17 protein-coding genes are annotated in these 20,443 nt (G+C 52.5%); 5 read left to right on the top strand and 12 right to left on the bottom strand.

Features of this window, described 5'->3' with window-relative positions; genetic code table 11:
* The first annotated feature begins 55 nt into the window (after nt 1-55).
* Entirely contained in the window at nt 56-817 is a 762-nt protein-coding gene (locus ACTJKB_RS04755) for an RNA polymerase sigma factor (protein ID WP_440832105.1), read from the top strand.
* Between the two features lie 92 nt (nt 818-909).
* On the top strand, nt 910-1,815 hold the full coding sequence (locus ACTJKB_RS04760) for an NAD-dependent epimerase/dehydratase family protein (RefSeq protein ID WP_440832106.1): 906 nt from the start codon (nt 910-912) through the stop codon (nt 1,813-1,815).
* Here ACTJKB_RS04760 and ACTJKB_RS04765 read toward each other — a convergent pair.
* The 3 genes from ACTJKB_RS04765 to ACTJKB_RS04775 all read right to left on the bottom strand — a co-directional run bounded on the left by ACTJKB_RS04765 (nt 1,795) and on the right by ACTJKB_RS04775 (nt 5,487).
* Nucleotides 1,795-3,585, bottom strand: a complete 1,791-nt coding sequence (locus tag ACTJKB_RS04765; RefSeq protein WP_440832107.1) for a methyl-accepting chemotaxis protein — start codon at nt 3,583-3,585, stop codon at nt 1,795-1,797. The two genes, ACTJKB_RS04760 and ACTJKB_RS04765, sit on opposite strands and share 21 nt — an antisense overlap.
* A gap of 186 nt (nt 3,586-3,771) precedes the next feature.
* Nucleotides 3,772-4,503 carry a helix-turn-helix transcriptional regulator gene (locus ACTJKB_RS04770; RefSeq protein WP_440832728.1) on the bottom strand — a complete coding sequence of 244 codons (732 nt, stop codon included), beginning with the start codon at nt 4,501-4,503 and terminating at the stop codon, nt 3,772-3,774.
* A 567-nt stretch (nt 4,504-5,070) separates the two neighbouring features.
* The gene (locus tag ACTJKB_RS04775) at nt 5,071-5,487 is read right to left on the bottom strand and encodes a VOC family protein (protein ID WP_440832108.1); all 417 of its coding nucleotides are present in this window, start codon (nt 5,485-5,487) and stop codon (nt 5,071-5,073) included.
* A 270-nt stretch (nt 5,488-5,757) separates the two neighbouring features.
* Here ACTJKB_RS04775 and ACTJKB_RS04780 point away from each other — a divergent pair, with 270 nt between their 5' ends.
* Nucleotides 5,758-6,738: a zinc dependent phospholipase C family protein gene (locus tag ACTJKB_RS04780; protein ID WP_440832110.1), complete on the top strand. Its 981-nt coding sequence runs from the start codon at nt 5,758-5,760 to the stop codon at nt 6,736-6,738.
* Nucleotides 6,739-6,861: 123 nt separating this feature from the next.
* Here the strand turns inward: ACTJKB_RS04780 and ACTJKB_RS04785 are convergent, their stop codons facing one another.
* Together ACTJKB_RS04785 and ACTJKB_RS04790 are read right to left on the bottom strand one after the other, a co-directional pair.
* Nucleotides 6,862-8,310 carry an ATP-binding protein gene (locus tag ACTJKB_RS04785; RefSeq protein ID WP_440832111.1) on the bottom strand — a complete coding sequence of 483 codons (1,449 nt, stop codon included), beginning with the start codon at nt 8,308-8,310 and terminating at the stop codon, nt 6,862-6,864.
* A gap of 15 nt (nt 8,311-8,325) precedes the next feature.
* Nucleotides 8,326-9,012 (bottom strand): response regulator transcription factor, encoded by a 687-nt coding sequence (locus tag ACTJKB_RS04790; RefSeq protein WP_440832113.1) that lies wholly within the window; start codon nt 9,010-9,012, stop codon nt 8,326-8,328.
* Between the two features lie 348 nt (nt 9,013-9,360).
* Between ACTJKB_RS04790 and ACTJKB_RS04795 the strand changes: the two genes are divergently transcribed.
* Complete coding sequence (locus ACTJKB_RS04795; protein ID WP_440832115.1) at nt 9,361-10,521, top strand: glycosyltransferase family 4 protein; 1,161 nt, start codon at nt 9,361-9,363, stop codon at nt 10,519-10,521.
* 369 nt (nt 10,522-10,890) lie between these two features.
* Here the strand turns inward: ACTJKB_RS04795 and ACTJKB_RS04800 are convergent, their stop codons facing one another.
* From ACTJKB_RS04800 to ACTJKB_RS04815, 4 genes are all read right to left on the bottom strand, one after another.
* Nucleotides 10,891-11,283, bottom strand: coding sequence for a MerR family transcriptional regulator (locus tag ACTJKB_RS04800; RefSeq protein ID WP_440832116.1), 393 nt, complete (start codon nt 11,281-11,283; stop codon nt 10,891-10,893).
* Nucleotides 11,284-11,365: 82 nt separating this feature from the next.
* Nucleotides 11,366-12,385, bottom strand: a complete 1,020-nt coding sequence (locus tag ACTJKB_RS04805; RefSeq protein ID WP_440832118.1) for an SDR family NAD(P)-dependent oxidoreductase — start codon at nt 12,383-12,385, stop codon at nt 11,366-11,368.
* 284 nt (nt 12,386-12,669) lie between these two features.
* The gene (locus tag ACTJKB_RS04810) at nt 12,670-13,587 is read right to left on the bottom strand and encodes a helix-turn-helix transcriptional regulator (protein ID WP_440832120.1); all 918 of its coding nucleotides are present in this window, start codon (nt 13,585-13,587) and stop codon (nt 12,670-12,672) included.
* Between the two features lie 4 nt (nt 13,588-13,591).
* Entirely contained in the window at nt 13,592-14,164 is a 573-nt protein-coding gene (locus ACTJKB_RS04815; RefSeq protein WP_440832121.1) for a GNAT family N-acetyltransferase, read from the bottom strand.
* A gap of 207 nt (nt 14,165-14,371) precedes the next feature.
* Between ACTJKB_RS04815 and ACTJKB_RS04820 the strand changes: the two genes are divergently transcribed.
* Nucleotides 14,372-15,538: a copper amine oxidase N-terminal domain-containing protein gene (locus tag ACTJKB_RS04820; RefSeq protein ID WP_440832122.1), complete on the top strand. Its 1,167-nt coding sequence runs from the start codon at nt 14,372-14,374 to the stop codon at nt 15,536-15,538.
* A 121-nt stretch (nt 15,539-15,659) separates the two neighbouring features.
* On the opposite strand, the gene ACTJKB_RS04825 is transcribed toward ACTJKB_RS04820, so the two are convergent.
* From ACTJKB_RS04825 to ACTJKB_RS04835, 3 genes are all read right to left on the bottom strand, one after another.
* Nucleotides 15,660-17,492, bottom strand: coding sequence for a UbiD family decarboxylase (locus ACTJKB_RS04825; protein WP_440832730.1), 1,833 nt, complete (start codon nt 17,490-17,492; stop codon nt 15,660-15,662).
* 446 nt (nt 17,493-17,938) lie between these two features.
* Nucleotides 17,939-19,363 (bottom strand): FAD/NAD(P)-binding protein, encoded by a 1,425-nt coding sequence (locus tag ACTJKB_RS04830; RefSeq protein ID WP_440832124.1) that lies wholly within the window; start codon nt 19,361-19,363, stop codon nt 17,939-17,941.
* Between the two features lie 238 nt (nt 19,364-19,601).
* Nucleotides 19,602-20,441: a phosphotransferase gene (locus ACTJKB_RS04835; protein ID WP_440832125.1), complete on the bottom strand. Its 840-nt coding sequence runs from the start codon at nt 20,439-20,441 to the stop codon at nt 19,602-19,604.
* Nucleotides 20,442-20,443 lie beyond the last annotated feature (2 nt).

The raw sequence follows: 20,443 nt of genomic DNA on the forward strand, positions 1-20,443 counted from the left end.
TTATATAATAGAGGCAACGGAAAACTCAGGATAACCAAAAAGGAGATGATCGCAAGTGTCGACTCTAGTACCGTTCAGCACCGGAGAATCAATGGATGAGATGCTGCCGCTTCGAGACGCTTTGTTCCGGTATTGTCTATCTTTGACTAGATCCAGACTTGAGGCCGAGGATTTGGCCCAGGACACCTGGACCAAATCGCTGGCTTATGCCAAATTTGCAGACAATCCGAACCCCGAAGCACTGCTGCTACGGATTGCCAAAACAACATGGATTGATACGATTCGGCGCAAAAGTTCAATGGGACGGGCGCTGGAGCGTACTCAAGCATTGATATCGTCAAGCTCAGTTCAAATGCCCGGCCAATCGCCAGGGGAGGCGCGGTCTGGGATCGAGCTAGCTTTTCAGGCGCTTATCCGGCATTTATCTCCGCTGCAAAGAACAGTGTTCGTGATGCGCGATGTACTGGACTATTCAGCGGATGAAACCGCAGAGATACTGAAGACCACCGGAGGAGCCGTCAAAGCGGCCCTGCACCGCGCGCGTCAGACGCTCGGTGCAGTCCGTAAAGAACTCGGAGATCACGAGGGTCCAGCGCGGACACAGGACCTGGATTTCCGGATTCTGCTGCGGGCGCTGGCAGAGTCCTATGAAAAAGGCCAACTGCCTGTGATGCTGGAACTGCTTCGTCAGGAGACTAAAGCGGAGATGACGATGGCAGTCGGTACCGGCACGGTGCAGGCGCTGCATACAGGTGTGAGAGGTTCCTGGCCATGCATGGTAGCTGGCAGCATGACGGAGCTGCAGATGGCTGCGTAATCATTAGAAGACTAAGTTTACGCTTCCGGAGCCAGTTTTGTACGAAGCCTATTCCAGGAAGCGTTGCTAACAAAACTTTAGGAGTGAATACATTGAGGAATATACTTGTACTCGGGGGAACCCGTTTTTTTGGCAAACGGTTAGTGGAGCGCCTGCTCCGGGATGAAGATACTAAGGTTACCATTCTGACAAGGGGCCTGACGGAGGACGGTTTTGGCAGCAGTGTGAACCGGTTGAATGTGAACCGCACGGATACGGAAGCACTTGCTGAAGCTGTTGGAGATACCGCCTGGGATGTAGTTTACGACAACATATGCTACTCCCCGGATGAGGCCGCTGCGGCCTGTCGTATATTTGCAGATACGGCTAAGCGATATATTCTGACCTCCAGCCTATCCGTGTATGATCCAAGATCTGAAATTCTCCGCGAAGCAGACTTTGATCCGGAATCTTATCCGCTGCGGCTGGGCCCAAAGGAAGATTTCAGCTATCAGGAGGGCAAAAGACTGGCTGAAACGGTCCTCTTGAGACAAGCGGCTTTTCCCGTGGCAGCGGTCCGGTTTCCAATCGTGCTCGGGACAGATGATTATACGAAGCGGCTGCATTTTCATATTGAGCATGTGCAGGAAGGACAACCCATCGGGGTACCCAATCCGCAAGCGCTGATCTCGTTCATCCGTTCTGATGAGGCGGCTGATTTCCTCTATTGGCTGGGCTTCTCGCCGCTGACAGGACCCGTGAACGCATGCTCCGACGGGACGCTTACCATTGGAAATCTCCTCTCCATCATCGGGCAGGCAACCGGACAGCAGGCGGAAGTTCAGAGCGAAACGGCCGATAAAGATCGGTCTCCGTTTGGAATAGAGGAATCCTGGTACATGGATACAGCAAAAGCCCGCGAGGCGGGCTTCACGTTTCTAAAGCTTGCAGAGTGGTTCCCAGAGCTAGTCCTGGAACTGGTAAGTGAACGTAACACTTCACTCGGCCATCGCGAGTAGCTGGCCTGACGTCTTCACGTCCTCTGCTCTGGATTCATCCATGATTAATAACAGACCGGCCGGGGCATCTGCTCCGGTCTCTTCTTCGATTCGGAACACATGAATCTCCCGGAACAGCTGCTGTGAAATTTCATTGATCTCCACCGCTTGCCGGGCAATGTCACGGATCGCTTGATCCTGCTGGGTGCTGGAGGCATTGACCTCCTGCACACCTGCAGCAGTCTGTTCAGCCACTGCAGCTACGGAATGCACAGAATCTGCCAGCCGGGTGTTGATCTTCCGGGTCTGCTCCACCTTCTGGTGAATTTGTCCAATCTGGTGGCTGATACCGGTAATGGATTCGTCAATGGCCTCGAAGGAAGCAAGAGTCTGTGCCACCTGGTGGTCCTGTTCCTCTAGGCTTTTTTGGGTTTCCAGCATATATTCCTGAACATCCGCCATACTGTCCTGCAGATCGCTAATCATCCGGCTGATATGGATAGAGGAGTCGTTCGTCTGTACGGATAAATGCCGGACCTCATCGGCGATGACGGCAAAACCTTTGCCCGAAGCCCCCGCCCGGGCTGCTTCAATGGCGGCGTTCAGGGACAGGATATTCGTCTGTTTGGAAATTTCCGTAATGGACCGGGTGATTCGCGAAATATCACCGGACTGCTGAACGAGCTTGTCCAGTGCTTCATACACCTTGGTAATGGATGCACGGGAATGATAAGAGGTCTGCCGGAGAGCAGTTACCATCTCCGAACCTTTGCGTGTATTCTGATTGGCCGCTTCGCTGGTCAACAGCATCCCATCGGTGTAATCCGTTATCTCATGAACCCCGCGCTCCAGCTCCTGCAGCAACAATGTGCTATGTTCAGATTGTTCCGCCTGCTGGCCCGCTCCGACGGATATTTCCTGGATGGTATGAAGAATTTCCTGATTGGTATGGGCAGTGATGACCGATGACTGCTGAAAGGAATGCGAATAATCTGCAAGGGAAGAAGCCGCAGTCATAGTCTGCCGTAGCATATCACGGACCCGGCACACCATATGGTCGAAATGGTGGCTCAAGCGTCCAAGCTCATCATGATAAGGAGAGTTGATCTGCTGCCGCAAATCACCATCAGCAATCTCCCGCAGGGCCGCTTGCAGCTTGCCGACCGGGGTTACGAAAGAACGGATCAGCAGCCAGCCAAGCAGCAGCGTGAACAGGAATACACCCCCTGCTGCATAAATGATGATGGAAATCGTGTCGTCCAGCATGAGAAAAGAATGATTTTGTGCCTGCTCGGCATTATCCGCAGCTGCGGCATACAGCTTGCCGTTCGTCTCCAACATAGATTGGCTAAGTGCCAGCGCCTTCGTATGTAAGTTATCTATTTGTTCCAGTACCGCTAACGGGTCAAGGCTGTCGTCACCCATAGTCTGAATCAGTTGATCAAAAATCCCGTTGTATTCTCCTGCTTGGGTTCGCAGCAGTCCCAGGATTGGGGCGGCGGGTGTATCTGTCTCGAATTTAAGTTTGGCCAATTCAGCGGCAAGCTGCTGCTGCTTGTCCTTCAAATCACCAGCCAGTTCCAGATCACTTGATTCGGCGAGTGCCGTCTCTACACGGTTCAACTCCTGCAGCAACTGGGTAACCGTTGAGACAGTAATTCGTTTTTCCATCTCTGTCTTTTGCTTTTTCATGGAAAGCTCCACTTGTCCGATCTTATTCCCTTGGTACAGGGCCACCCCCAGAAAAATAAGCGTAATGGCGGAGAAACTTAATATCAGCTTCCATTTCATAGAAAAGTGCAGCCGTTGTCCCTTCAAACGAATCATCCCTTCATATCAAGCTTCAAAATACAATAGGTATATTTTACTAACACACTCATTGTAGAAGCTGGATATTAACTGCTTTCCTAACTTTTGTATGGGATTCGTAAAGAAATTGTTGCGATTATGTTAACAGAAGGGCGCTTGCAGTGACTGCTATCTAACCGCCATCCGGTTCATAAAGCGGTTCATGAGCAGCGGCAGCGAGATCAGAATCGGCGGGTCGTCCAGCCTCGGAGGATGTAGGGTCACCGGCTGATGCGGGACCAGAGAACCTGGTACGACATGGATCGGAGTCTTCGACCGGGTGCGCAGTGTGGTGTGCGGAAGGAGGAAATCCAGCGTATGCGTTCCCCATGATATGGAGGTGGCAAGCAGGTAGTAGGTCCCGGGAGCCACATGTTCAAAGTGAAAATGACCTAGGGAGGAGAGCAAGGTACCATACAGCGGCAGTCCCTCGGGAATAGGTTTGGCGAAGAGGCCGATCAGAATCACCCCGTCAACAGGTGCCTCAGCAGATACCGTCCCGTGCACAGAAGAAGGCATCCGGCTGATCGGGTACGAAAAACTCCAATCCCGCAGCTTCCTTAGCGAGCTCATCTGGTCTCCGGCATATTGCACCGAATTGCGGAATTCCGCCGGAGACATGCCCACCCGGGCAGCAAAACGGGAAGTGAAGGTCCCGAGGCTCTGCTGACCGATCTCCAGCGAAATATCACGGACCGTAAGCCCCGTGCGCAGCAGCATGTCCTTCGCCCGCTGCAGGCGGTGGGAGGACACATAGTACAGAGGAGACAGTCCAGTCCGGTCCTTGAAGATGCGAACAAAGTGATACGGGCTGTAACCGGCATAGCGGGCCAGACGCTCCAGCGGCAGATGGTCATACATATGCTCATGAATGTAGGCAATAACTCCATCAATCTCTGCAAACCGTTCTGTCAACGTAAGTTCCACCCTTCTTCGGGAAGATATTAAGAACGTAAGTTCGCATAAATGATATCACAAATTTAAATGAATTGGAACCTCCCTTTTGCATCAGAACAAACTCACCCTATCGGGTGAAAGCAGCATCTTATTGCCGCAGGTAACGGCATTGCTCCCAAATCAAGGGTATTTCTACCTCCCGTTCTGCCTGCTAGCCCGTTTACAGTGAGATCAGAGGTATTTCTACCTCCCATTCTGCCCGCTAGCCCATTTATGGCGAGATCTGAGGTATTTCTACCTCTCATTCTGCCCGCTAGCCCGTTCACGGTGAGATCAGAGGTATTTCCTCTTAGGCCCGTTTAGTTCATTTCGTTTCCCCTGGTCTATTTCTTCACGCTAATCCTCTCACTTTTAATCACAGTTATCCACAGCTTTTTTACACAGTATCATTTCCTATGCAACAAAAAAAGCAGGCTCCGGCTGCCCGGAAACCTGCCTGTCCTATTTGGTGATTCTCTTTACATGCATGAACTATGCCTGCTCTGGTGTGCCCTCTTCCATATACACGGACTCCCATAGATGACCGTCGATGTCCTGAAAGCTCCAGCTGTACATAAAACCGTGGTCGATCGGGTCATTATATTTCTTGCCGCCTGCGGCCAGCGCCTTATCCACCAGCTCGTGCACCTCTTCCCTGCTGGATGCGGAGAATGCCAGAATCACTTCGGTGTGGCTGGAGGTGTCAACGATTTCTTTGGAAACAAAGGTTTTGAAGAATTCTTTAGTCAGCAGCATGACAAACGTATTGTCGTTGAGAATCATACATGTCGCGTTCTCATCCGTAAACTGAGGGTTGAACCCGAAACCAAGTGCGGTAAAGAAGTTAATCGAAGCCTGCAGATCATTTACCGGCAAATTCACAAAAAGCTGGCCTGCCTGAAATCCCATTCTCTAATCACCTCTGCATGTATTGTAGTGTTACCGCTCGATTATAGCATGAAAGGACAGGAAGAATTTCTTCCCGATTGCTGATTGTCCCATATCGTTGAATGGGCTCGATGAACTTACTTCAAGCGGCTTATTGAAATTGATTCGGGTGAGGAGTAACCTAAAAGAAAGGCGGAATCAAGAGAATTACAATCCGCACGAGTAATATTCCATCTCTTTTAACACAAATTCTGTATGCTGAAGATAACAACGATCAGAGGGGTGAAATGAATGCCTAACATTTGGATGCATCTGGAGTATGGGCAACAGTTAGCGGAAGAGTTCAGCGGTGAGTTCCCTTTTCTTGCGGAGATGAAATCCCGTCCTGAGCTGTACCAGCTCGGCTGCCAGGGACCGGATTTCCTGCTGTACCACAGCTTTCTGCCCTGGAAAAAAGATACCCGGGCGCTTCAGCTCGGCGATCTCATGCATACGGAGAATTGCGGTCCGGTGCTGGTCGAATTCTGGCAGAGAGCCCGGGCGCTTCCCGCCGCGGAGCTGAAGGAGGCGCAGCAATATTTTCTCGGCTTCCTTACCCACCATCTGCTGGACCGCAACCTTCATCCCTACATCAACTGGAAAGCGGGCTACAAGCACCGCAATCACCAGCGTTTTGAGATCGTCCTTGACACCTTGTTCATGAAGCGGCTGAGACAGTTGGATACGTGGCGGCATGCCGCCTGGAAAAAAATCAATGTGGGCTCCCATTTGCCCATCCCCATCCACACTATTCTGCATGAAACCGCATCGGACTGGTATCCCGAAACCCGGCGCCTTCCCGCTGAAATCTGGCATGAAGCGTACCTGGACATGATTTTGGCGCATAAATGCTTATTCGATCCCAAGGGCTGGAAGAAATCTCTGCTGAGGGGCAAAGCCCGCCGCCTGTTTTCACAGCAGCTGTCCACAGCCGAGGAGAAGCTCGATTATTTGAACGAAAAACATGGGGAATGGCGGCATTCTGCACTCTACTCCGAAGTTCGGACCGAAAGTGTCTGGGACCTCTGGGAGGAGGCGCTTGCAGAAGGACGGACGGTGCTGCGGGCTCTGGCTTCGTGGCTGAACAGCACGGTTCCAGCTGAAGGCGCCCGGGCGTTGGAGCAGTTCAAGCTGGTGCTGGGCGACCGTTCCTATGATACAGGCAAAGAGTGCAGCAGCAAGCTTAAGAACAGGTATGCCGAACCGATCTGGGAAGCAGGAATTATATCCTGAAAATCAAAGCAGTCTCCGATTTCCTTAAGGCATATCCAAGGGACAGCAAAGCAGCGCTTGTTCTATATAAGAAAAGCTGCTTTGCTTTTTTTGCTTGTTTATCGATACTATGACCCGTTCCATTCACCTTACACCATTCATCCTGCCGTCTTCATGCTCTATAACCACGCATGCTCCACCCCCGGGTGTGTTGCTCAACCGGATCTCCCCGCCCAGCTTCGCAGCCAGCTGCTTTGCAATATACAGACCGAGCCCGGAATGCCCGTTCCTGCTGCTCCTGGCGTCATCCCCCCGGTAGAATTTCTGAACAGCCTTCTCCAGGTCTCTGCGGCTGAATCCGGGTCCGGTATCACAGATCTCGTATGAGATGCGGCTGCCGTGCACGGTAACCGTCACAGAAATGGAGCCATCGTCAGGCGTATATTCCAGACTGTTCATTACCACATTGTCGAGAATACGCTCCAGAAGTTCCGGGTCAGTGTAAAGGGATACTCCTGTAGCCTCGCCCATCCTCAGAACGATTTTAACGCCCTTCCGGTCAGCCTCCAGCGAGTAATCCCTGATCTTGCGGTCCAGAAACGCTCCCAGCTCAAATATTTCGGGATGGACTACGGTGCCCGCCTTTTCCAAATCCGAGGTATACTGCATCTGCCTCACCCGTTCGCTGCTTTTGGCCGCATTCTCCCGGATCACGCCAAGATAGCGAAGAAGCTTCCCGTCTTTCGGGTCCCCAGAATCGATCAACGCTTCGGTATAGCTGCGAATGATGGAGAGAGGAGCCTTGAGATCATGTGCCAGCGCTTCGACCATCTCCACCCGTTCCTGCTCCATCCGCCATTGTGCCGACAGCGAGCTTGCAAGCTCCGCCTTCATCTCGGCAAAAGCACTGCTAAGCTGGCCCAGCTCATTATCCGAATGATAGCTGATCTCGAAGTCAAGATCCTTCTCTTTGATCTTGCGGGCGGCCTCCATCAGCAGGCGCAGCGGCTTATTGATATTGCCGGCAACAAGGCGCGAGAATAACAGCGAGAATAAGAGAATATAGAGAAATGGCGACACTAATGCACCGATAAAAATCACCGTCATCCACATGTTTCCGGATTCATTCACATAAGTAGGCTTCAGCGCGTAGGACAGCAGTACCGCACCTTTGACTGCGCCTTCCGTATCGATGACCGGCACCGTGTGCACATATCTGCTTTGGATACCCATGGTAGTGTTCAACAGCTTGTACAGCTCCGTTCGGCCGTGAATTTGCACATTATCCAGTGTGCCATATAAGATGTGTGCATTCCCGTCCACCACCTGGTAGGTGATGCCCTCACCCGGAATCGCCGCTTCCAGCGCCGTTCTGGCGGATAAGGCAAGCAGCGCTGTTTGTTCCTGCAGAATATAGCTTTCGATGGCAGGCAGACGTTTCTCATAATGATTGGCGGGATACACCAGCTTATTCTCCACCCGCATAAAAAGCAGCACAGCCAGAGCATAAGTGATCACCGTCGCTACCACGCTGGACAGGATAATATAGGTGAAGGCCAGTTGAAACTGGGTCTTAAGCGGTTTTTTATTCATACGGCAGCTCCTAGCTTAGTGAATGGTCCATTTGTAGCCGATTCCCCATACGGTAGAGATATAATCGCCGGAAGGATCGGCCGCGGCCAGCTTGGCCCGGATCTTCTTAATATGCTCAACTACGGTCGATGCATCTCCTTCGGCATCATAACCCCAGACTTTCTCATAAATATGCTCGCGTGAAAAAACCTGGCCGCCATGCAGCGCCAGCAGCTCGGTGATATCAAATTCCCGCCGGGTCAGTGTGACCGGCTCCCCTTCGACGCTTACCAGCCGTTCCTTCAGACTCAGCTCCAGCTTGCCGAACCGCAGCCTGCTCTGCTGATGCGGCTTTTGCCGCGTCCGTTCTTCCCTCCGCAGGTTGCCCTCAATCCGGGCCATTAGCTCGCGGAGGCCAAACGGCTTGATCACATAATCATCTCCGCCCAGCGTCAGTCCGCGGACTCGGTCCGCTTCCGACTGTCTGGCGCTCAGGAAGATAATCGGACAGCTTACCTCGTCGCGGATGCTGCGGCAGACTTCAAAACCATTCATCCCCGGCATCATAATGTCGAGGATGATCAAATCCGGTTCACGCTCCGCAAGCCGGACGCCTTCGATTCCGTCAGCAGCGGACAGCACCTCATGCCCCTTGGCCTCCAGCTCATCTGTGAGCAGTTGAACCAAGGCCTCTTCATCATCGATGATCAAAATTCTGCTCATTTTATCCCTCCTGCCCCTCGCTATTCGTAGCTGTCACGGCCTTCTCATCTACAAAACTATAGTATACTACAAACAGTCACTAGCATGAACTACCATACAGGCTGGAATGAGACCATACTTACAGGCAGAACTATACTAGCCGACTGAATAAAGGCCTGGTGAATCTCATACGGAAGTCCCGCTGTACGCACTGGTCGGATCAGCGAGACAGATTAACAAGAGAAAATAAAAAATTGATAATGTTTATCCGAATACAATTTGTCCGCTGTAATTGTTTAACCTCCGGTTAACTCCCTTGTAATATTCGCCTGTTACGATCAGGGCAAGAAGACCATTGGGAGGGATTCCATGCGCCTGGCCTTATTTACGGACACGTTTCTTCCGCAAACCAACGGTGTCGCCCGCACGCTTGGCCGGTTGACCAGCCACCTGAACCGCCGGGGGATTGAGCATCTGCTGTTTACACCCAAATCCGCCACTGAAGGCAGCTACCCCGATCCGGTTCGTCCTGTCGCCAGTATTCCTTTTTTTCTGTATCCGGAGTGCAGGCTGGCTCTGCCTAGCATGTCTTCGATTCAGAGCCAGCTGAATTCCTTCCAGCCAGATCTGCTGCATATGGCCACTCCGTTCAACATTGGCCTGTGCGGCCTCCGTTATGCGCACAGGCAAGGCCTTCCTCATGTTGCCTCCTACCATACCCATTTCGACCGTTACCTGGAATATTACCGGGTACGCAGAATTGTCCCCCTTTATTGGAAATACATGAAATGGTTTCATCGCTCTTGCGATGCTACGTTTGCCCCATCCCAGGAAACGATACGCACACTGCAGGAGCAAGGCTTCGAGCGGCTGCAGCTCTGGTCAAGGGGCATTGATTGCCGGCAGTATTCTCCGGACAAACGTAATGCCGCTGAAGTACGGGAGCGCTACGGAATCACCGCACCGCTGGTATTGCTCTATGTAGGCCGGATTGCACCGGAAAAAGATATTTCCACCCTCCTGCAAGCTATACGGCAGCTGCCCGAATCTGTTGCGGCCGGGGTTCACCTGCTGGTGGTCGGCGACGGCCCTTTGCTGCCCGAGCTGCGGTCGCAGGCACCGCTGAATGTTACCTTCACCGGTGTGAAGCACGGCGAGGAACTCGCAGAGCTGTACGCCTCTGCCGATCTGTTCGTGTTCCCTTCCTGTACGGAAACCTTTGGCAACGTGGTGCTGGAGGCTATGGCCTCAGCGTTGCCTGTTATTGCCGCCGGTGCAGGCGGGTCCAAGGAACTGGTGATGCCCGGGATTAACGGCGAGCTGTTTCAGCCGAATGATCCGGGAGCGCTGGTTGAGGAAATATGCCGCATGGCCAACAACTCGATTCTGCGGGAGATCATGGGGATGGAGGGACGGAGACAGGCGCTTGGCCGTTCCTGGGAACAGATTTTTGACAGCCTGATCCGCGATTATGAAGAAGTGATCGACAGCAGACGCATCAAGACCAGAGCGAAGATATTCACAGCCTGAAGGAGCAACGGAAGAATCCTATCCCGGTTCCGCTGGAAGATGGGATGAATGTATGTCAGCAGTACGGTTTTATGTGTTTACGCATATAGAAACGGCTGCGCCGTCCTTTACTGGACAGCACAGCCGTTTTGCGTTGGGAATACCGGGGTACCTTGCTTTTCCCACTCGGCAGGCAAACCGGTGCTTCCCTTGTCACTCCCTTCCTCCTTGAACCCTGCGGTGGAGGCAGACCTAAGTGGAAAAAGTGAATGTAGAACTAAGCCTCCTGCTCTCCCGAATACGCTAGTTGGAGAAATTCCCACTAACACCTCTGCAGAAAGGCTTTTGAGCATATTTAGGTTCTCTAATTCCACTTGACTCCCCTCAGTGCTATAGTCCCATGCGGTCCTGAGGAGCCAGCTGTCCTTGTTCCAGTAAGTCATATTTGGACAGCTTCATATTTACAATGGCAAAGGCCCGGTCCAGCTCCTGCTGTTGACGCGTCAGATCCTGCTTGTATTCCCGTAGAATGGCCGCACGCTGCGGAATCGTCGAATCGCCTTGAAGCGTAAGGTCTACCATTTGCTTCAAAGTGGCCACTGGTAATCCGGTTACCCGAAAACAGTTCAGAAGCGAGATAGACTCCAGATCTTTTTCCTCAAATATCCGGTTCCCGTACTCGTCCCGCTGAAGCGATGGAAGCAGCCCTTCCTTTTCATAATAGCGGATGGTATGCGGAGGCAGCCCCAGCTTCTCCGAAGCCTCTTTGATGGAGATTCCCAAGAAAGCCACTTCCCTCTGACCACTATAGTGATCCAGTTTTCCCCTAGTATACAGCTTAAAGTGTACTTTACGTCAAGACGGCTCAGATATTGAATTTCACTCCGGTCATCTGCTCACTGAGCACCCACAGCTGCCCAGCAGACTCCAGGTCAACGGCCCACGGCCAGACTCCCGAGCCCTGCACACTGTCTGCCGGAACAGCTTCGGCAATATCGGCATCCTCACAGTAGACGCCTCCCAGGCCATCAAGTTGTTCACTGACCGCACACCACACGCTGGTTGCAGCTCCCTGCTCCAGAGTCTTCATGAAGTCGGGCTGGACCATGCCCGAAGACAGTTCCCCCTCCTCCTTGGCGGGTTGAACGGTCTGGATCGGCTTCACGCCTCCCTCTTCTGACTCCAGGAAACGGCCAATTCCCGAGGAAGGAATGAGGCCTGGATGGACAGCGAAAGCCCGGACTCCGTACGCTTTGGCTTTATCATCCAGAGCTACGGCAAACAGTACATTCGCGCTTTTGGACTGGGCATAAGCTTTCCATTTGTCATATTCCCGCCGTTCAAAGCTCGGATCGCTCAGATCAACACCACCCAGGCGGTGTGCCCGGGAGGAGACCGAGATGACCCGGGCCTGTCCCGCCTGTTTCAATGCAGGCCAGAGACGGGCCGTTAGCTGAAAATGCCCCAGATGATTGGTGGCGAATTGCGACTCATAGCCGCGCGTATCACGTGCCAGGGGTGCAGCCATTATGCCTGCACTATTGATGAGAAGGTGAAGCGGCCGGCCTGAAGCGATGAACCGCCGTGCGAAGCTGTCAATAGAAGCGGGGTCCATCAAATCAAGGACTTCCAGCTCCAGACCAGGTATGCCGGATACTGCAGCTTTAGCCTTTTCCGGTGTACGCGCCGGCACAATTACAGTGGCTCCCGCTTCGGCAAGCACACGTGAGGTTTCCAGGCCAATTCCGGAATATCCGCCAGTAACTATAGCTACTTTACCAGTCAGGTTCAGACCACCAATTACTTCTTTGGCTGTTGTCTGGACGTTGAACCCCGTTGCAAGCGGAGCTTGTAACGTTCGATGATTATATTGTTGTGCTTCCATGTATTATCCCTCCATTTCGCTTGTTCGGGATCATCATATTCCTTAAAGTTCACTTTAAGGCAAGCCTTAATTTATTAATAACAGATCAGCTTCCTCACACAATAAAAGCACATGAACTCCCCTACGGGAACGTTCATGTGCCAGTGTCAATCTCAATGTAATTTTCAGTACAATACCTACGCATTCCAGCAGCTCCTGTGCATCTTCTAGCCGTACGAATCTATAGAACCAGTTGGGATAAACCGATTATAGAAGAGCAATTCAGATACCAGTATGTCACCATTTCAGCAATACTTTTTCAGAATCAGCTCAGCCTGGCTCCGCATCCTCTGCTTAAGACTCTCAGGCTCAAGCACCGTGACCAGGTGGCTGTATTGCAACAGCCGTCCAAACCAGCCGTCTTCCTCTTGTGGAACATTGAAGGACAGTATCATTTCATCACCCCCAACCTCCTGAATCTCCGCATTCGAAAAAGCCTCTGCCAGCAGAACCCTGTTCGCTGTCTTGCTGGCAAGACGCACATGGACTAGCGGCCGAGTGTCCCCATGCTGTGCCAGCAGCACCTCCGCATCCCCATGCGTTTGGGTAAACGGTAGGGATGTAAGTTGAACCCCCCGGCTCCGGGAGATTCGGAACAGCCGGTAATCCTGCTTGTCGCAGCAATAGGCGAATAGATACCAGGCATACCATTGAAAGGTCAAGATCAGCGGCTCAACGCCTCTATCTGATACAGTATTGTGAGTATCTGTGTACTGAAAACAGAGCCGTTTTTGCTCTTTTATCGCCTTTTCCATCAGCGCTATACTCTCAGCCGTATGTTCCCCCTCACGCAGTACACCCAGATTAAGCTGGAACGTAAGTCCCGGTGAAGGCTTGTCCGGAGCGAGGGCAGTCATTTTCTCAACGGTATCCTGCGCCCGCAGATTGTCATACCCGGATAGCAATCCCTTAAGCGCTGCAAGAATATACTCATAATCCTCGGACTGCAAAAGCTGCCTGCTCATTTTGAAGCTGTCCAGAATATAGTAGCCTCCATTAAGCCCCTGCAGCGAACCCACGGGAATTCCCGCAAGACTGATGGATTCGATATCACGCTGAATGGTGCGCTGCGACACTTCGAATTTCTCAGCCAGCACCCGGGCACTGACCGTTTCACGGTTCAACAGATAGATTACAATCCCTAGCAGACGGTCCATTTTCATCCCGCTATGCCTGCTGCTTGTCCAAAGCCGTCCGTTGGATGCTTAGCCATTCACTTCCAAGCAGGCCGTAGGCATAGGTATCATGCCAGAGCGGATGTCCTTCAAAATCGTTTTTGAAGTACCCCGTCTGAAGCAAATGCCCTTCCCGGCGCAGCTGCAGCCGCTCAAGCAATTGCCAGGAGGGATGGTTCCGGGGATCACAATGAGCAGTTACTCTGCGGATCCGCAATTCACTGAATGCATATTCCAGCAGCCTTAGGCAGGCCTCTGTTGCATAGCCTTGGCCCTGAAATCCACTCCCAAAGACATAGCCGAGCTCCCAAGTCTGGAACGCCTGCGGCTCCTGCTGCTGAAAATAGAGATTGCCTATCATTGTACCGGACTCCCTTAAGCATACCGCCCAAAAAGCATGATCCGTAGAGCGTCTAAGCGCCTCCGCCTTACTTGCCTCCTCATCAAAAACCCCATAAGGCTCGTACCTCACCACCTCTTCCCGGGAAAGATAATCATGCAAATCCTCCCAGTCTTCCGGCTTGAAGCCTCTCATCGTTAACCGCTGCGTTTCCAGAACTTCCATAGTTTTGTCCCCTTCATCCCAACTTCACCGTATTAGAACTCTCCACAATAGTAGCAATGGCGATCCAATTTATTCAATATATTTTCTTGGTAAATCCATATTTTACCGAAACATTCCCGCGGAGAAGCCGTCTATATGAACAATTGCACACGTTGAAGCCAGTTCCCCACCTCATTCACCCATTTTTTTGAAAGGAGAACATCATGTATGGCTAAAAAAATGCTTCTGCCCGCCGCCATTGCCTTGCTGCTGTTATCGGGTGCATCCCCTTCTCCGGTATCCGCCCAAAAGGCTGCAACCGTGCAGGTCGTGCTGACCTTCACCAATCACTCCACACTCTCAAGCGGCGAGACAGGGGATGCACAGGTCAAGAATGGTGTCACCTATATGCCAGCTTCTATAATCACGCCTGCAGGATTTGCACTCAAGTGGGACAATTCCAGTAAAAAAGCTGTTTTCAGTGGCTGGGAGAAAAGCTTCACCGTTCAGGTTGGCAGCCGCACCGGTGTGCTCGATGGCAAAAAGCTCGACACCGGCGGCACTCCTTACCTCTTCAATCATCAGCTCTATGTGCCTGTAAAATTCATCGTATCCGCTCTTGAGGGTAAAACCGTCCGCTGGAATCCACAAACGCAGCAACTCCTGGCAGACGGACTCCATATGTACCGTGCCTACTCCGAGAGCCACGCAGGTTCCGTTTACACCGTATCCCTCGATACCGGCGAATTATTCATCACCACTGGAGGCAGCCCCAAGCGCAAGCTTGCTTCCCTGGGTAGCGGGCTGGATCTGGTCCACTTCAAATTTGAACAGACACCGGCTGGACTTACCATGCTGCGCATCAGCAATAGTTACGGGGAGCCTCATATTTATCGGGAATATTTCACCTACCTCCTCAAGAACACTGCCCTTATCCGCCAGGCCCATACAGGTTTCCATTCCACCTTCAGCGAGCCAGCCGTATGGTCCGGAGGCAAGCTGCTGCTGAACAACGGCCGCACCTTGCGGCTCATCGAGGATGGGACAGGGGATGTAATTGAAACCATAGATCTGCCCCAACTGATGGGCATAAGTAAAAGCAACCCTCCTGCCGTGTACTATAACGTCGAAGGCTGGTATTCGGATGTGGCGGTAATTCGTCCTGGTGATACAGGATTCCTGACATTGGTGAACCGCAACACAGGTGCACAAACCCCGCTCTACAAAGTGCTGGTGGATGCAGACCGGCAGCGGGTGCTGGAACAGGTCGATTCGATGTTCCCGGGAGACAATATCTTCCTGACCGGACGGACTGGCAACACCTTAACCTTTACCGGGTATATCACCGGCGGCAAGGATGAAGTGTATACCTATACCCTTCCGGACGGAGAGTAACCGGATAGAAATAAGCAATCGCATATCCATTACCACAGCTCCATTCTGCAGCCTTGAACTCTTATGACCCGATATCAACAAAAACCACGGCAAGCGTCCGATACGCCTGCCGTGGTTTTCTTTATTTCCGCCCGGCCAGAGGGGCTCCCTGTGCAAAAAAGCGTTCAATATTCCGCTCCACCGCAGCGTCCGGGATCAGTGGAGGCGCCTGATGCGGCTTCACACGGGCGTCAATGATCACATTATCGCAGAACCAGTGTTTGTTCTCTACACCGCTGTTCACCCCATAGATATCATGTGAGGGATTGCTGCGCGTGAAGGTTGCCCAGAGGAAGTTGTTTAACGTTTCACTCATGAAAGTACTATCGTCACACAGGATGATCATCGGGCAGCTATCAAGTACGCCTTGCTCCTGAATCGCGGCACTCAGTCTGTCTGTTTCCTCCCGGGCTGCCGCATAATCAATAAACTTCGGTCCCTGTAGTGCCACGATCCCCGGCAAAATCATTTTCGCTTGTCCGAACGCCTGCAGATTCTCCAAAATCCCTGGTACCTCCGTACACAAGGTTCGCTTCTGCTCTCCCACCGCTGCAAAAACCACCTTGCTGCCGCTGTTAATCCCCGTGCCGGAATAGTCCAGGGTGTCTATCGTAGTATTGGTCTGAAAATGAATGTCCCGGTGCAAATTGATCCGCTCCAGAATATAGATCAGGAAATCCCCGATCTTGTGCGTGCTGATCGGCCGGTCTTCTTCCGCTGTAATGAACAGATACTTCGCCAGACTGAGCTGTCCTGTTCCGAGTATCCGGTTCGCGATGGTAAGCAGCTCCGCCGGCTGCTTCAACTGCTGGTAAGGGGTATAACGCTCGCTTCCTATGGCGAACAGCAGCGGATGTACGCCAGCAGCATCGACCGCATGCACCTCTTTGACTCCAGGCACCTCCTGCTTCACCGCACCGCCAGTCAGCTCATGGATCAATTCACCGAAGGCCGTATCCTCCTGCGGCGGGCGTCCTACAACGGTGAACGGGAAGATCGCCCCTTTTTTGGCATAGACCTTATGCACTTTCATCACAGGGAACGGATGGGTCAGACTGTAGTAGCCTAAATGGTCGCCAAAAGGCCCCTCCGGTCTGGTCTCCCCAGGATGAATCTCACCGGTAATGACAAAATCGGCGTCACTGCTGATGCAGAAGCCGTCCGCATAACTGTAGCGGAAGTGGCGCCCAGCCAGAAGCCCTGCAAAGGTCATTTCGCTTAAGCCTTCGGGCAGAGGCATGACCGCAGACAAGGTATGTGCGGGAGGTCCCCCGATAAAGCAGCTGACCTTGAGCGGCTGGCCTTTCTTCGTAGCCTTGGTCTGGTGAATGCCGATGCCCCGGTGAATCTGGTAATGCACGCCGACTTCCTTATTGATCTCATACTCATTACCGCTAAGCTGAATACGGTACATACCAAGATTGGAATTCATAATGCCGGGCTTGTCCGGGTCCTCGGAATACACCTGCGGCAGGGTGATAAAAGCGCCACCGTCCCCAGGCCAATGCTTAATTTGCGGCAGGTCGGATATTCGGATCTCCTCGAAGCCCGCCGGAACGCCGCTCCCTTTTTTCAGTGGCAGGGCTTTTCTGGCCGCCAGACCTGTGCCGATATATTTCAGCGGCTGCTTGAGCGCCTTCATTGGATCAGTGCGCAGAGCAATCACATCCTGGGACGACTCCCAGGTATCGCGGAATATAAATTTACTGCGTTCTATCGTACCGAACAGATTCGACACTGCGCGGTACTTAGAGCCTTTGACCTTCTCGAAGAGCAGGGCGGGCCCGCCCGCTTCGTAGACTTTCAGATGAATCGCCGCCATCTCAAGATTCGGGTCGACTTCCTCATGAATACGGACCAGATGCCCGTGTTTTTCCAAATCGGTAATACATTCTTCCATATTGCGGTATCTCATGGTCTTACTCCAATCTCCAGAAGAAATGTGAACTCCTTTTATTATCAATGAGGGGAGGCCCGAGGTCAACGCCAAGCGGTGGTCCGACAGGCGCTGGAGCACGATATCAAAGGCAGAAATACCTTTGATTCCGCTCTCGCAGCGCTGGCGCACCAAATCAAAGGCAGAAATACCTTTGATTCCGCTCTCGCAGCGCTCACCCGCCATATCAAAGGCAGAAATACCTTTGATTCCGCTCCCGCAGCACTGGCGCACCAAATCAAAGGCAGAAATACCTTTGATTCCGCTCTCGCAGCGCTGGCGTACTATATCAAAGGCAGAAATACCTTTGATTCCGCTCTCGCAGCGCTGGAACACGAATCAAAAAGAAGGCTTCTCCTCGCAGAACATTCTGCGGGAAGACAGCCCCCTACTATAAAATATACACTTACGGTTCATCAATCTTATCAGCCCAAAGTTTTCAAGGGCCATACCCCGGTAAATTCAGCCTCATCATAGGCGAAAAAGGCACTTAGAATTTCCTCGCGGTCATCCGTGAACAGCTGATCTGCCACCCCGGCCACTAGCTTCGGTACCGCATTCTTCATGCCGGAGATGGCGGATGCCGACAGGCCGCAGCTGGCAAGCGCGGAATAGTTGAAGACGAACAGTCCGTGTACAAACTTGCGTCCCTCTTCCTCACGGGGCTGGAGCGCAAAGCCCGGGCTCAGATACGGGTGCGCATCCAGCAGCGCATTCGCTTCTCCAGAAGGTGCTTCGTAGCGGTCGCTCCAGCGGGCGATACGGCTCTCGACCAGCCGCAGCTCCGGACGCAGGCCCGGGTCGCTGAGCAGACCGGTGCTGACTACGAGAAAGTCAAAGGAGAATTCACCTTTCGGCGTTGTCACCACTGCCTTGTCGCCGATAGCTTCCACCTTCAGCCACGGCGAACCGAGATGAAGCTGGAAGCCCGGCCAAGCCGCCGCTCGGGCAAAGGTATCATTGGTCGGCGGCTGATTGAATTTGAAGAAATGTGAAATCACTGCATATTTTGCCGGGTCAGACAGCGTATGATACCGTTCAATCATACCTGAGACTTCCATCTGGCGGATCGGATTGACATTCGGAAGCTGCTCGCGGCGGACAAACACATGGGCTTCCGCTGCTCCCCCGGAGAGCAGGAAATTCGCGTTGTCGAACGCTGAGGCTCCGCCGCCGAGAATGGCGATTCTTTTTCCCCGGAGGAACGTATAGTCCATATCCTCTGAGGTATGGGCATACATGGCTTTCGGCAGATGGTCAGCTACCATCGGGGGAACATGCCATTCGCCTCCCCCCTGGATACCTGTAGCCAACACAACCTTACGTGCCAGCAATTGCTCCTTCGGCGCTCCAGCACCTGAGATATGCAGGCGGTGAATTCCATCTTCACCAGGTTCTATCAGCTCTAGCCGGACCTCATTGACCACGGGCAGGCCCAGAATCCTCCGGTACCAGCGCAGATAATCCATCCAGTCGCCGCGCGGGATTTTATCGACGGCCCCCCAGCTCTCAGGCCCGTTCTTCGCCTCCCACCAGGAGCGGAAGGTCAATGAAGGAATCCCCAGATCAACCGAGGTTAAATGTTTCGGTGTTCGCAGCGTGACCATCCGGGCGTAAGTTGCCCAAGGTCCTTCCAGCCCTTCACTGTTCTCATCGATCAGCAGAATGTTCGATATCCGTTCACGGAGCAGTCCAAAAGCCGCTCCGAGGCCACTTTGCCCACCGCCCACAATTACAACATCATATACATGGCCTGCCGGATGGCTCAACGGCCGTACCCAGTCTGCGGCTCCATAGGCAAGATAGGAAAGATCCATTTTCACTCGTTCGTTTAAGGTTTCCAGGCTCATTATTCCTCAGACCTTTCGGGTAGCATCTTTAGGCCATATTATAGCGTGTAATCCCCGTCTTTTGAATGGATATGTCAGGTTTATTGTCATTGTATCCAAAATCCCTGAACCGGATTGTATCCGATTACTAACATTTGGGGCCCGACCCTACTATTATATTGACAAAAGATACAATCTTGCTATCGAATGATTTCTGTGTTAGATTTCCCGCCACTGGTTGGACTGTTTCATTGTTCACTTACAACTCCGCTCTGATAAACTCCAGCAGCCTTTGCTTCTCTTCTTCACCTATAGAACCAACGTTCAGTTTACGCGCAGCGAGCGGAACCAGCCACTGTTCCACCTCACGGTAAGCAAGCCCCGTCAACCGTTCGTATTCTTCGCTGAATACAGAGATGATATGTTCTCTCACAGAGTCAAAGAAACCCGGCACATCCACAGGCAGACCCGGTGGCAGAACCGAATAGCGGATCATGATGATGTATTCAGCGAGATCCGCTTCGGGGTTCCCGGTCGAGGCATCCATCCAGTCGATAACTACAGGCTCACTATCCCGCATCAGGATATTTCCCGGGTTGGGATCTCCATGACAGAGCTGGTGCTTCACAGGCAGACGATCCAGCCGCTCAACAACCCGCTTCTTCTCATCTAGAGTCAGATAACGGGCTGAATGGAGATGCCACCGCAGCGCTTCGCGCTGCGGTGGCATCGAAGGGATCACATGGCTATGAATGGAGCTTAGGCTGCGGGCGGTGATGCGGATATTCTCATCGTCACTGTCCGTCCATGCCCTGTCTGCAGACGACTGCATGAACAGCTGCATGAACCGCTCCATTAGCGACTCTCCATAGATGCGCTCTGTTACCATCCCCGGATAGCCATCGACTTCGGTTAATTCATAGGGGCGCGGCACAGTCAGTCCTTTTTCCCAAACGGCTTGCGTATTGCCGAATTCATTTGCCAACGCCTCCATTGCAGTATGGCTTTTAGCTAGCTTAATAACCTTTGACTTATCTTCCCATTCGTAAATTTCCGCACATCCGCCTTCGCCAAGCTTCATTCCCAGTAATCCATTCACTG

It is taken from the genome of Paenibacillus sp. 22594, assembly GCF_052044425.1.
Taxonomy (GTDB): domain Bacteria; phylum Bacillota; class Bacilli; order Paenibacillales; family Paenibacillaceae; genus Paenibacillus_AQ.

What these genes read in the sequence shown, in the direction of transcription:
- ACTJKB_RS04780 (WP_440832110.1), top strand. Translation starts at nt 5,758, where the DNA reads ATGCCTAACATTTGGATGCATCTGGAGTATGGGCAACAGTTAGCGGAA.
- ACTJKB_RS04795 (WP_440832115.1), top strand. Translation starts at nt 9,361, where the DNA reads ATGCGCCTGGCCTTATTTACGGACACGTTTCTTCCGCAAACCAACGGT.
- ACTJKB_RS04830 (WP_440832124.1), bottom strand. Translation starts at nt 19,363, where the DNA reads ATGAGCCTGGAAACCTTAAACGAACGAGTGAAAATGGATCTTTCCTAT.
- ACTJKB_RS04785 (WP_440832111.1), bottom strand. Translation starts at nt 8,310, where the DNA reads ATGAATAAAAAACCGCTTAAGACCCAGTTTCAACTGGCCTTCACCTAT.
- ACTJKB_RS04765 (WP_440832107.1), bottom strand. Translation starts at nt 3,585, where the DNA reads ATGAAATGGAAGCTGATATTAAGTTTCTCCGCCATTACGCTTATTTTT.
- ACTJKB_RS04815 (WP_440832121.1), bottom strand. Translation starts at nt 14,164, where the DNA reads ATGGAAGTTCTGGAAACGCAGCGGTTAACGATGAGAGGCTTCAAGCCG.
- ACTJKB_RS04770 (WP_440832728.1), bottom strand. Translation starts at nt 4,503, where the DNA reads ATGTATGACCATCTGCCGCTGGAGCGTCTGGCCCGCTATGCCGGTTAC.
- ACTJKB_RS04820 (WP_440832122.1), top strand. Translation starts at nt 14,372, where the DNA reads ATGGCTAAAAAAATGCTTCTGCCCGCCGCCATTGCCTTGCTGCTGTTA.
- ACTJKB_RS04775 (WP_440832108.1), bottom strand. Translation starts at nt 5,487, where the DNA reads ATGGGATTTCAGGCAGGCCAGCTTTTTGTGAATTTGCCGGTAAATGAT.
- ACTJKB_RS04805 (WP_440832118.1), bottom strand. Translation starts at nt 12,385, where the DNA reads ATGGAAGCACAACAATATAATCATCGAACGTTACAAGCTCCGCTTGCA.
- ACTJKB_RS04810 (WP_440832120.1), bottom strand. Translation starts at nt 13,587, where the DNA reads ATGAAAATGGACCGTCTGCTAGGGATTGTAATCTATCTGTTGAACCGT.
- ACTJKB_RS04790 (WP_440832113.1), bottom strand. Translation starts at nt 9,012, where the DNA reads ATGAGCAGAATTTTGATCATCGATGATGAAGAGGCCTTGGTTCAACTG.
- ACTJKB_RS04825 (WP_440832730.1), bottom strand. Translation starts at nt 17,492, where the DNA reads ATGAGATACCGCAATATGGAAGAATGTATTACCGATTTGGAAAAACAC.